The sequence below is a fragment of the Pedobacter indicus genome, assembly GCF_003449035.1.
Lineage (GTDB): Bacteria > Bacteroidota > Bacteroidia > Sphingobacteriales > Sphingobacteriaceae > Albibacterium > Albibacterium indicum.
On sequence record NZ_QRGB01000001.1, the window covers coordinates 2,451,049 to 2,463,700 of the forward strand.

General features: G+C 43.4%; 11 protein-coding genes. 1 reads left to right on the plus strand and 10 read right to left on the minus strand.

Annotated features, from left to right (window positions below):
* Positions 1–12: 12 nt before the first annotated feature.
* Entirely contained in the window at positions 13–2,985 is a 2,973-nt protein-coding gene (locus tag D3P12_RS10855; protein WP_118195416.1) for a SusC/RagA family TonB-linked outer membrane protein, read from the minus strand.
* A gap of 253 nt (positions 2,986–3,238) precedes the next feature.
* On the opposite strand from D3P12_RS10855, the gene D3P12_RS10860 reads away from it, so the two are divergent.
* Complete coding sequence (locus D3P12_RS10860; protein ID WP_118195417.1) at positions 3,239–3,538, plus strand: hypothetical protein; 300 nt, start codon at positions 3,239–3,241, stop codon at positions 3,536–3,538.
* A 92-nt stretch (positions 3,539–3,630) separates the two neighbouring features.
* Here D3P12_RS10860 and D3P12_RS10865 read toward each other — a convergent pair whose 3' ends face one another.
* From D3P12_RS10865 to D3P12_RS10905, 9 genes are all read right to left on the minus strand, one after another.
* Positions 3,631–4,041, minus strand: a complete 411-nt coding sequence (locus D3P12_RS10865; protein ID WP_118195419.1) for an Rrf2 family transcriptional regulator — start codon at positions 4,039–4,041, stop codon at positions 3,631–3,633.
* Positions 4,042–4,111: 70 nt separating this feature from the next.
* Positions 4,112–4,702, minus strand: a complete 591-nt coding sequence (locus tag D3P12_RS10870; RefSeq protein ID WP_118195421.1) for a L,D-transpeptidase — start codon at positions 4,700–4,702, stop codon at positions 4,112–4,114.
* A 364-nt stretch (positions 4,703–5,066) separates the two neighbouring features.
* Positions 5,067–7,457 carry a GumC family protein gene (locus D3P12_RS10875; RefSeq protein WP_118195423.1) on the minus strand — a complete coding sequence of 797 codons (2,391 nt, stop codon included), beginning with the start codon at positions 7,455–7,457 and terminating at the stop codon, positions 5,067–5,069.
* 8 nt (positions 7,458–7,465) lie between these two features.
* Positions 7,466–8,254 (minus strand): polysaccharide biosynthesis/export family protein, encoded by a 789-nt coding sequence (locus tag D3P12_RS10880; protein ID WP_205941095.1) that lies wholly within the window; start codon positions 8,252–8,254, stop codon positions 7,466–7,468.
* Entirely contained in the window at positions 8,247–9,206 is a 960-nt protein-coding gene (locus tag D3P12_RS10885) for a hypothetical protein (protein ID WP_118195425.1), read from the minus strand. Before D3P12_RS10885 ends, D3P12_RS10880 begins: the two co-directional genes overlap by 8 nt.
* 6 nt (positions 9,207–9,212) lie before the next feature.
* The gene (locus D3P12_RS10890) at positions 9,213–10,838 is read right to left on the minus strand and encodes an ABC transporter ATP-binding protein (protein ID WP_118195427.1); all 1,626 of its coding nucleotides are present in this window, start codon (positions 10,836–10,838) and stop codon (positions 9,213–9,215) included.
* Position 10,839: 1 nt separating this feature from the next.
* A complete protein-coding gene (locus D3P12_RS10895) occupies positions 10,840–11,913 on the minus strand; it encodes a nucleotidyltransferase domain-containing protein (protein ID WP_118195429.1) in 1,074 nt (357 codons plus the stop codon).
* Positions 11,914–11,917: 4 nt separating this feature from the next.
* Positions 11,918–12,190 carry a PqqD family protein gene (locus tag D3P12_RS10900; RefSeq protein WP_118195431.1) on the minus strand — a complete coding sequence of 91 codons (273 nt, stop codon included), beginning with the start codon at positions 12,188–12,190 and terminating at the stop codon, positions 11,918–11,920.
* On the minus strand, positions 12,187–12,651 hold the full coding sequence (locus D3P12_RS10905) for a S24 family peptidase (protein ID WP_157970319.1): 465 nt from the start codon (positions 12,649–12,651) through the stop codon (positions 12,187–12,189). The genes D3P12_RS10900 and D3P12_RS10905 overlap by 4 nt, the downstream gene beginning before the upstream one ends.
* Between the last annotated feature and the right edge of the window lies 1 nt (position 12,652).

The following is a 12,652-nucleotide window of genomic DNA, read 5'->3' on the forward strand; positions in this document are numbered from 1 at the left end:
GATAAATCCTCCTTAAAAATTAAATTGAAACCCAAGCATAAACGTACGTGTCTTCGGATACACATTTCTTTCCTCGAAGCCGGGATCCAAACCATTGATGTTCACTTCTGGGTCGAGGCCTGTATAGTTCGTAAAAACAAAAAGGTCACGCCCGGTTGCGTAGACCCTCAGGTTTCTAAAAGGCTTGATACTTTCTTGATTAAAAGTGTAACCGATACTTAGCGCGTCCACTTTAAGAAACGTACCTTTCTCCAACCAATAGTCAGACAATTCCTTTTCTCCCACAATATCTCGATGCTTATCAAAAGCATCTGCCAACACATTTTGCCCTTCTACATTAGGCAGGCTATAGTACATATTGATCATGTTAAACACGTCATGGCCAATCCAGCTACGCATATAAACACTGGCATCCCAATTCTTGTAGCTGAATTGGTTCGTCCAGGACAGCTGTAATTTTGGAATTGCTTGCCCTACAAAAGACTTATCACCTACAGTCTTACTTCTTTCTCTTACGTCGAATGCATTTCCGTTCTCATCATAAAGCTTCCAATACCCGTCATCCGTAAAACCGGCAAACCGCCAAATAAAGAACTGACCAATATCTTCGCCGGGATACAACCTCACGGCTGAACCTGGCGATCCTGGCGCCGGGAATGACTTCCTGTCTGTAAAAGTCTGGCTACCCCAAAGCGAACGCAACTTACTTTTATTGTGTGAAGCTACGATAGAGGTATTGTAAGTAAAGTCTTCGTTTTCAACCGCTCTAAAATTCAACTCAAATTCATAACCGGTATTTTCCATGCTACCCACGTTCATGGTTGTTTTATCGTGAATTGCCGGTGGTTGAGAAACACTGATATCGTAGATCAGATCATCAATAACCCGTTTATAATAGTCGAATCGGCCGCCTAGTTTATTATCCAAAATGGAAAAATCCATCCCTAAATTGTACTCCTTTTTAACTTCCCATTTGATGCCGGGGTTCTGATTATGACGAACCCCATAGGTTCTAAACCATTGCCCGTCTTGCAAGAACCAAGTATCGGCACTGTACATCCTTGTTGATACTTCTGCACCGAAGCCCTCGTTTCCTGTTTCTCCATAACCGGCTCTGATTTTTAAATCATTAATAAATGTAAGATCCTGCATAAAAGGTTCTTGGGAAACACGCCAGCCGAGAGACAGACCAGGGAAGAATCCCCAGCGATTACCGGGCGCAAACTTGGAAGATCCCTCATACCTCCCGGTCGCTGTTAGCACATACCGATCTTTGAACGAGTAATTTACCCGACCGAAAAAGGCTGCCAGCTTCACCCATGGATCTTTCCATGAAGCCATGCCCGCTCTACCATCGGTAAGATAACTTCCTGACCCCATGTCATTTTCAGCGATACCATCCACCGGGAAATCCGAGTTGTTGGCATTAAATCCGCGACCGTTAAAATCTTGATAACTATAACCACCGACAGCATTGATAGAATGATCTTCCCATCTGCGGTTGTAATTTACGGTCCATTCAAAAATACGGTCTAGCGAACGGGTATATTCCTGACTGGCATATCCATCGACACCATCTTGTCGAGATAGTCGATGCTGTGCAGACCGGTAAAAATTACCATGTTCAGAGTTATTGATAACACCCACTGTAGCAGTTGTATTTAGGTGCTCATTTAAATTAAGTTTCAAAGTAGAATTCGCCAATAGGTACCGATACTGTCTTTGATCAGTACGCAGCATCACTTCCGCTACTGGGTTCCAATAATCATACCCACCGGTCAACACATTATAACCGGTAACGTCTGACGCATCATATGGCGTTTCTGTCGGGTTAAGTACCATCGCCATGTTGAAAACATCATTGTTGGCGAAATCTGAATTCACCTGGTTATAGCTCACATTGGTAGAAAGTTCAGCAAAACCATCAAAAAATTTGAAATTACTGTTCACACGCCCACCAATTTCATCACGCTTTGACCCGATCGCCATACCCTTCGCATCCCGCTTATTGACAGTAGCGTAAACGTTTGCGTTCTCAGACCCACCACTAATATTTAATACCTGACGGTGAGAGAAGGGGTTGTCATTTGTAACCTCATCATACCAATCAGTTCGGTGACCCAGATCTTCGCCAAGTCCCACCTCAACAAAGCGGTCGCCGGACAATACTTCCGGTCGTTTACGAATCGATTCCACAAAAAACTCCGACGTCAAACTTACCACAGCTTTACCGATCTGGGGACGTTTGGTCGTAATCAAAATCACACCTCCGGAAGCTCGCGTTCCATAAATCGCGGCAGCTGAAGCATCCCGGAGAACGCTGATCGACTCAATATCTTCTTTTGCTACGGAATTAACGTTCCCGCCGGGCACACCATCTATTACCACCAAAGGCCCTTGAGACGCATTAACAGAGTTCACACCCCTTAATTGCAAGGTCACGTTTGAGTTTGGGTCTGTCCCGTTCGATGAATTCACATTCAGGCCCGCCACCTTGCCCTGCATCGACATTAACGGAGAAGGAGCACCAGCAATCAGGTCATCTTGTCTTAACGTAGTCACGGCACTAGTCAGTTCTTTTTTGTCAACCGATCCGTACCCCACTACAACGACCTCATCTAGGCCTTGAGCGTCTTCTTGAAGGGTAATGTCTACCGTGCTACCAGTAACCGTAACCTCCTGATTTAGATAACCAATCATCGACACCACCAGAACCGAACCTTCAGGGATGTTTTGTAAAATAAATTGCCCGTTTACGTCCGTCGAAGTTCCCATTGTACTTCCTTTAACGCTCACGGTTACGCCCGGGACAGGCTCGCCTTTCGCATCTTTGACCGTACCCGAGAGTTGCTGTTGATTAAAAGTAACACTAAGCGGATCTGTCACTGTATTAGCATACAGTTGCGCGACCGGCAATACACTAATCGTACCACTGAACAAGAGAACCTTAGTCAATGATCGAAAATAACAAGTTGTTCTTTTCATTTTATATTAGGTTTGATTAATAGAATACGTGTTGAGAGCCAGCCTAATCCTTTTAGCGTGCTGGCGGGCGGGTTCAAAGTTATTAAATAATAAAACTAATACAAGAAAATTTCAACTAATACAAGAGCTGCTCGATGAGTTTCACGCTGGGGACATCGAATTGTTGTCTCCTCATTACAGAGCGGTACGCGACGGCAGCAACAGGGAAATGCCGCCGACAGACAAAGACTTTAATTAGTATATTTGTTCTCGTATGACTAAGTTTTCATTTCGCAGAACACTAATAATTACCTCGCTGTTCTTTATAATTGGCTGTGGCAATGCCGATTCAGAAGAAAAACATAAAGATGGCGATACGGAAACGGCTGATTCCATATCTGTAACAAGCTCGAACCCAAGTCCTGCAGAAGGATCAGATAAACTAAAAGGCGTTACGGTTGAGCAAAGGGATCTAAACCAATTGTTTAAATCCATATCGAGCAAGGAGTTGACAGAAGAAGAACAACAGGATTTAATTAAACAATATCAGGATTCTGTTAAAAAGCGCGACTAATACACCTAAGACTCAAAAGGTAAAACTCGAAAAATAACTTTTTTATAACATAGCTACATTTTCAAAAAACGCATTCATCAGTTGAAACGGTTTTATTTGAATCGCTCCACAAAATCCTTTAAGGATTTATCTTTCAAAGAATTGACAACAATTTCATCTGTTTCGTCAAATAGGGTCTGCAATTTTGCATTGATGTCCTTGCCAACTGGACATTTGGTGTCGGTACACGTGTTTTTCTTCCCCAACACATTAGAGTTTTTCACGGCATTGAAAATATCCGCCATCGAAATCTCACAGCTTGACACGTCCAGCATCGTACCGCCTTCCTTCCCCTTTTTACTTTTTACCCAACCTAATTTATGCAAAACGGCAAGCTCTTTACGAACAATGACCGGATTGATGCAGATGCTTTCGGCAATCCATTCAGAACTCAGCCATTGGTTGGGAGACTTCGCCAATAAGGTAAGAATATGAATGATGGTTGCAAATCTTGCGTTGTTCATGACGGTACAAAGATAGGAACAAACACCAATAGTAATAAATATTATTACTATTATTACTTTCCTTGCCTACTTATTCCACATTCGTCAGCCGGATAGGCTGCGCCAGCTTTATCGATTCCATTGTTGTAGAATCACTCAACACACGTTTGAACCATTCCTCCGACTGCCCCGATCCCGCGCGTTCCATCAGGAAACGTCCAAGCGCAATCACTTCTTCATTGGCCATCCGCACCGAACCATGTGACTCAGCCTTACCCAATGATTCGAGGTCGGTAGTACCGTGTATGGTATATGGCATCTCGTAAATGATGCGAGCCCTTCCCATCGGATTTCCCTCCTCACCGGGTTTCTTGTAACTTTCATTCTTTGACCAGTCGCTATCAGGTGGCGTCCAGTCAGGGTTCCAATCGATCTGGTGTACCTCAAACTCGCCCACCGGCGTAGGGTATTCCTCTGTACCTACCGATATAGCATGTCGTTGTATTGTGTCGCTCCCTTCAAGGACATATAGCTGCCGTTCTGATATACTGATCAGCAGTCGAGTTTCGGCAGGCACAGGTTCAGACTGCGCCTCTTTTTTGCTTTCAGTGGTTCTATCCCTACAAGAACCGTAAACAAGTATTGCTATAAACAAAAAAATGTAGCGTGTAGTATTATGCATAATCCTGATTTTTTGTTTTTGAGTGCAAAAAGTAAACCAAAGTTTAACGCAACTGGGGAGAAAAATAAAAATCACCTTCGAGTATCCTGGTGAAAACTTCTAAAGGGTATTTAACGATTAATTGCCTAATGATTCCCTATTGCTCCCGTATAAATCGACGAAAACAGGAACACATTAGCAAATAACTCGGCAAGAATTCGTCTAAGGATCCGAACAAGGTCTTAAGCGAATTTAAATAAAACACCATGCAAAGGGGCATCGCTTTGGAGTATGTGAGAATAAGGTCTCAATAAGCTTTAATAAAAACTTTTTCCAATCGGGCAGCTTACAATTGCCCAATTGGAAAAAGTGTAAAAAGAATGATTTACTTAAATCGGTCTAAAATTTTCAAACGCGGCTTAGAAGCTTCATATCCATAGCCATAGCCATATCCGTAACCACCATATCCATAACCACCACCGTAACCATTACCTCCCAACTTTAGCCCGTTTAAAACTACCGCCAAATTAGAGAGTTTACCTTCCTTATAAACACGCTCAAGCTCTGGAAGCTGTCTGCGATCCATTTTTCCGACACGAACAACAAATAGCGTCAGATCAGCAATACGATCTACAATACTTGCATCTGCCACGATACCCATCGGCACCCCGTCTACAACCACATAGTCGTAGCGTTCCTTTAATTCGCGGAGCAGGTCGTCTAGTCGTTTGCTCAGAAGCAACTCAACCGGGTTTGGAGCCATTACACCAATCGGAATTACATCCGTATTCGGCGCCAATTTACTCGTATGTACAATGTCGTCTATCGAGACATTTTGATCTGATAGAAAATGACTCGACCCTTTAGCTTGGGTTAAACCGACTCTGCCTGTCAGTGTACCTTTCCGAAGATCTAAATCTAGCACAGCCACCTTTTTGTCCAGATATGAAAGTGTAGATGCTAAATTCAAGACACTAAAAGTTTTCCCGACACCTACGCTAAACGAAGTAAATACAATCACTTGTGGAGGAACTCCACTTTTCGCCATAAAGTTGATGTTGGTTCGTAAGATACGGAAGGCTTCCGTTAAAGGATCTCTTCCCGATTTAGAAACCAACACATCACCCTCTTTCCCTTTTCTATTCTTCATAAATGGGATCTCTCCCAAAAACGGTACGCTAGTCGCATTCTCGATATCTCTACGATCGCGAATACCCGTATCGAGCATAAGCTTCAGGAGTAAAATAACGGTCGGTAACATTAAACCGATCACGACGCCGAGTGCCAATTTTCGAAAGCGACTTGGTGCAATGGGCGATGCAGAACCCGACGCGGGATCAATGATGGTCATATTATCTTCCGTCATTGCCTGATTAAGTGCGTTTTCTTCACGTTTATTCAGCAAGAACACATAGAGTTCCTCTTTCACTTTCTGCTGTCTTTCTATCGATAGCATCGTCCGTTGTTTCTGAGGAATTTGCATTACCTGCCCTCTCGCCTTTGCCTCCTCCTGACGAACGTTAGCCATTTTTATTTCTAGACCAGCAATCGCATTGTCTACCGCACGTTGTATATTGCTGCGCATAGATGCCAATGTACCTTCCAAATCCTGTACAATTGGGTTTTCCGAAGTACCCCCTTCGGTTAAGCGATTCCTACGTAACAGTGTGTTGTTGTAGGAGCTTATCTGCGTTTCAATATTCGCATCAACCAAGCCCGTATTGTTTGGTATCAATTCGTTATTTTGCGAACCTTCCACCAAATAATCACGCATCATTTCTGCCAATTTCAAATCTGTTTCAATTGCACTACGTTCTGCTTGATATTGCCTGCTATCAGACAAATACATTTGACCCGCCGTTCCGATATCCACTCCCTGGTTCCGAGTTTGCAAACGTTCGATATCGCCTTCTACAGACCCTAATTCCGATTCGATAATCGCCAAACGCTGATGGATAAAATCAGCAGTATTTTCAGCAATCTGATTCTTCGTATCGACCGCGAACTCGTTGTAAACCGTAATTAGTGTCGTGATGATATCCGCCGCCCGTTTTGGTGATGAATCCTCTATTGAAATTTCTAGCAAAGAAGCGTCACTCTCCATCTGAGAGATTTTCAGGCGACTTCCGAAATAAGCTGCCATCTGTTCTCTTGGAAATTTCTGAACATAAATCTCCTTACCATACCAATCTTCCGAATAATAGGGATTAACCGTCAATATCATTTTCCCAACCGGCGTACTTATTGTATCACCCAACTTGGCCTTTATTTCCGTTGCGTCATCACCCTTCGAGAAGTTCGTCAGCAACACCGTTTCTTTGTCCTGAGGAATAGCAGTTAAGCTATAATAAACTTCCTCATGAATACCTTTTATCTGAATCCGGAAAGGAGCATCTTTATACAGCTCAACCGTCCGGAGACCCTCCTGAATAGAATAACTAACATCCGCACCTACGCGACTAACCGCGTTTCTCATCAACTCTTTTGATCGTAGCTGCAGGATTTCACTAGCCACATTAACCATATTATAGAGAGCGTTCGACCGGTTCACCCTAGCGGAAGTGGGTGTATTTGCCGGGGTCTTAATCATCACGGTCTCCGTTTGCCGGTAAACGAAAGTCGACTTACTGTATTGATAATAATAGTATGAGCCAAATATCAATACCGACAAAACGAACCACTTCCAGTGATGAAGAAGATATTTGATAATATCGAGTATGTTAAGGGTCTTACTATGATCGTTAATGCCTGTGCCCGATCTATTTACTGTGCTCATAATGCAAGCTATTTAAATAAATTTATAACTGAAAAAATAAGTGTAACTGAACCAAGAACTGTCGTAAAATAGCGCCATGTTCTTTCTTCACGTATACTGCGTTCCGCTGCTTTTGGCTCTACATAGACAATATCATTCTGCTTTAGATAAAATGCAGGTGAATCAAAAAGATCGTTAGACTGGATATCGGTATAGATCTTAATTCGCTCGCCGTTTTCCTCACGAATCACCGCTACACGATCCGCAGTCGCATTATTCGTTAAACCACCTGACCGAGCTAGTGCCTCTAGCAACGTAATCCGTGAATCAGGAACCGTTAGAACCCCCACACTTCCCACCTCTCCCATCATCACAATCTTCAGATTGATGAGTTCCGCCTTTACAATCGGTTCATCGATATAGCGCTCATCCTTTAACCTCTTTTGCAACATTTGTTTCAATTCCTCTACGGTCTTGTTTTCTACGTGAAGCGTTCCCAAAATCGGAAAAGAGATATTACCATATTCATCTACCAAATAGCCATCCATGGCCGTTTGGCTTGTCGAACTGATATGGCCCGCTTCGTTCATAGAGTACGAGCCTACGCCCGCATTAAACGGAATCGCCAGCTCCGGGTTCTTGGCGCTGATCTCAATTTTAATCCGATCATTCTTTTGAATTCGCAATGGCGGTAAATTAGCCACGCGGTATAACGTATCCGACTTCATGTCTTCTACGTAGACTACTTTTTGTGAAGTGATGCATGAGCTCGTAAAAAGCAATACCAAAATGAGCATCCCCAAGGTAAATTTATTCATAATGTTGTGTTTTAGCTTCTGTGTATAAAGTATTTGTCTCATTTAATTTCTTGTTACATAAATATGCAGCTTCCCTATTTGGCAAGCAATCCAAATAAGCTACCCGTACGTTGCCTATTAACCTTTCAGCAACATCCACCATCTTGGAGTAAAGATTCCGATCCCAACGAATCGACGAGCAACTCGGTAAGATCGCAAGCAATGCGCTCTTACCGTCAATATCCGTCCATACGTTATGTTTCGCTTGCCGCAACCGCACCAAGCCTTTCAGCTCCACACGCAAATTCCGATAGCAAGCTGTTTTTCCGCTCCATGGAGAACCATAGATCCATATTTTACCATCTTCGTCAATACGTACAATTGGGTTATCATCGTTCAGTAATTGTGTACCTTCTATAGATTGCAACCATAAGCGACTGTGCGTACTTTTCCCCGTACCGCTCTTACCTAAGAAAGCAAACCCCTCTTGTTGTCTATAAACAACCGAGGCATGTATCACCATCATTTTGTAGGGTAGCACCGCCTGCGCATATACCACCATCAATAACCAAGATAGTACTGAGCCAGCTTCCAAACGCGGCTCTTCGAAATAAATTATCGATTTCCTAAAATCCTTCGCACTGTGCATTTCACAAGTACTATCCCTACCTTCATATCGTACAGATGTGATATAAGTTTGGTTAGACTCTTCGAACCGAAATCGGTCGCCCCATTGCTGGGAGATGTCACTCAGCAATTGCCGGTCACCCTGCTTTTGTTCGGGTGCAGTCGTCCGTATTTCAACCTCAATACGATCCTCCGCATTCGATGGTACATCGACCATGAAATTCATAAATGAAGGTAAATAGCGCTCAAGTTCTAATGATACTGGGGCATATACCCCTATAAGATGATCCGCAATCTTGTAGTAACTCACGTCTAATTTCCTTTTATCTTGCTCAACTTCTTTCATAGGCAATCATTTGATATAAATTACTTCATCACAATTATTTGCAAGAGCCATATCATGTGTTGCAAAAATCAGGATTTTATCGTCTCCTGCTTCCAGTAAGCGATCCATTAGCAAATCTGACGTCTTTTCGTCCAATGCCGATGTCACTTCGTCAAAGATCCAAATACTACAATCATTGAGCAGAGCCCTGGCAATCGCAATACGCTGTGCCTGACCTTCCGAAAGACCGTAACCGGATTCACCAATGTAGGTATCCAGACCATTAGGTAGGCCATAAACAAACTCCGCACAAGCGATGTATAATACACGTTTTATATCATCCATCGTTGGCGCAACCTCACCAATCGCTAGATTTTCTCTTATCGTACCTGTGAAAAGCTTATCACCCTGTGGCACATAAGCCATATTAGCCCGATGCTTCTTTTTCAGCGAAATCAACCTCTGATCTGCATGAATGTCAATCTGCCCACTATCCGGATCCAACAAGGCCAGCAACAACCGAATAAAGGTTGTCTTCCCTTTACCACTTGCACCTAGTAACGCGGTTGGTTTGCCCACCCGCATCACGGCATGCAAGTTATCAATCACCAAACGATCTTCATATCCAAAGGTCAGTCCGGCAACACGGATGGCTTTAGGCGTTGAAATGATTTCAGCTTCCTCTTCTTCTTCGATATCCACATTCATCAACTCTTGAACCCGCTGAACCGAAGTTCTAAATCGGATAAACAAAGGAACGAAAGCCATCATCCCCAACATAGGCGCCTGAACCCTACCTACCAATTGAAGGAAAGCCGTCATCGTCCCGAATGATATTTCATTCGTATAAAGCCGATATACACCCCAAACAAAAGTCAACAGAAATCCTGCATTCATGACAAGCTTCACCATCCCTTGCGAAAGTGTCGAGAAATTAAGCAGTCGCTTCTTTAACCTGACAAGTTGCTCCTGACTACCCTTCGTTTTTGCCCAACGAGTCCTGTGCATACCCAGCACTCGTATAGACAATCGGAACCGTAAATTTTCCTGTAATACATTACCAAACACGCTTTCAGCTTCTTTTGTATCCGTGTTTAACTTTCTTAACTTTTTAAAATATACTTTTGAAAAAATCAATAAAGGTGAAATAGCCAAGATCAGGAGAGCCAACATCGGATCCATTGACCACAGAAAACCAAAAGAAGCAAGCAGTCGGATGGTTGTCAGCATAAACGACAGCCAAGAATAGCCTATCATATACACAATTTCCTTGCAGTCTGAATGGATTCGCACCTGAATATCGCCGCTATGCAGCTGTTTCACAACTTTCCAGCTCGCCATCATCTGATTGCGGGTAACCGAGTTCTGTAAATCGCTCAGCATGGCGATACGTGTCCGCTCGTTCAACCACCTGGAAAATATACGTCCGAACATGGCAAGCAATAGACATACGGCGGAAAGGATCAACGCTTCTTTCAATGCGGAGCTGTCCTTAGCTATCGCAAAGTCCACAGCCTGCTTCGACCAGTAGACAAAAGCAAGCGATAAAAAGATAGCAGCAAGCTCGATAATAAAGTACCAGAACAGCTCACTACGATACCCTTTGGTTAACGACCAGGCCCATCTCATCTGATATGTCAATCCTGTATTCATCCTAACTAATCAATCTCGAGTAAAAATGTACCAGTGGAAAGCTGAGCACTTCCATTGGTGCGTAGCGAAAATACCGTTTCGCATTCCACCATAACTTCTTTCTATCTCGTCCGGAGCCTGATGAGCTGTCCTCATTATGAAACCCAAAATTACCACCCTCCAGAATATCCGTCATCACCCAATCGGCTGATACATGCTCCTTGCTTTCAAAAGGCAAATATACAGTCGGAAGACCTATGTATCGTACCAGCAGCTCATGGAGCAAATGCACCCATTTCTCAATGTAAACTTTCCTGTAAATCCGCTTTAATGCTAAACCATCCACCTCATCATGATAGGTAAAGTAAAGTCTCGCCACATCACAAAGTTGCCTTAAACCGACACCAAAGGATAAAAGATGTTTAAGGATATGCGTACTCACCTGCACACACTGCATCATTGGAGAAGGCACTAGAGCTTCGGTATCTCCGATAACTACGCGCATACACTCAGCCTTCTCAAACTCTTCCATACGACGGAGAGCAGCCTGGCAAAAGGGATTATACAAATCAAACAAGCGTTGATGATGCTCCACTTCACATCCATTCCATTTATAGGAACAACTAAAGCCTGCTGTACTATTCACTTCAATGCCTTTACTTCCAATCAGTTCATTAGCCCGACGGTAAGCTACCCTTGAACCAAAATACCAATCAATATCCCCGCAAAGTCGCCTTTCTGGTCGCACATAGCAAACAGCTAAACCCTGCCCTTTTACCAACATCGGATCAAGCCCTACCTCCTTTAAAAACCTGGCCTGTTCAGCCACCAGTCTATCCATCCATGTATTCCGCTGTGCAATCTTCTCTACCCGGACCAGCCATTTAACCAGCAATGCTTTCTTCGGTAAAAGACCAGAATCCAGTCGCTGAACCCCGTCAAAAACCAAAGCCTCCACAGTCTGTTTAATGGCAAGGTCATACAAATCATCCCACCCCTTATCGTCCAGAGGGAAGCAATCCACCCGATCAATTGGCGTATCCCAAAGACCTGATCGCAAAAGCGTGAAAAATGCATGTGTAACCTTCGTGTTCATTCCTTTAGTTTCCTGCCAGTAAACCTTGTTTCTTAAAATCGGTCAATAACTGCTTTGTATCCTTCTCTGCGAGTTCAATATCTACATCATAATTTTCCATCAGAAGCTTCACAATATCCGCTTCTGAAAAATCTTTGCCGTGCAGCTCATTCCATAAAAATGCCGCAGTTTCATTTAGCGTATATACCTTGGACATATCCACCATTTCCTGACCCGGATCAACAATCACATGATCATCCCCCAAATGTCTTAGCATCAAATCATCTCTCAATCTCATCTCTTTAAATTTAATTTATTAATCAAACCACCCCATACCCGCAGTAAGGGCTTAAATTTGTATCTCAACCATGCTCTTTGCATGCTACCAGTCGAGTAAATCCTCAATAGCTCCGTTCCTCTATAAGCTTCCGTCACCATGCCGATGACTGCATCACGTTCCACACGTTCTATTTGAACCCAATTATTGTCGCCTGCCAACTCTAGGATATCCCCTTTACGTCCAACCAGTCGGTGAAGGATATACCCTCCTCGATAAAGCGCCAAAACAATTGTTCCCCATTTCATTTCACGCATATCCGTAGTATTCAACAGCACATGATCCCCCTCCTTTAAAGACGGTAACATACTCGTACCCTTTACTGGGATCTTTACCACTTTTCCTTCTGCAAGTAATGATTCCACCCGTTCAAAATACGAGTCGTTCGTTATCTTCTTTCTGGCCGCCATACGCTCATTCACA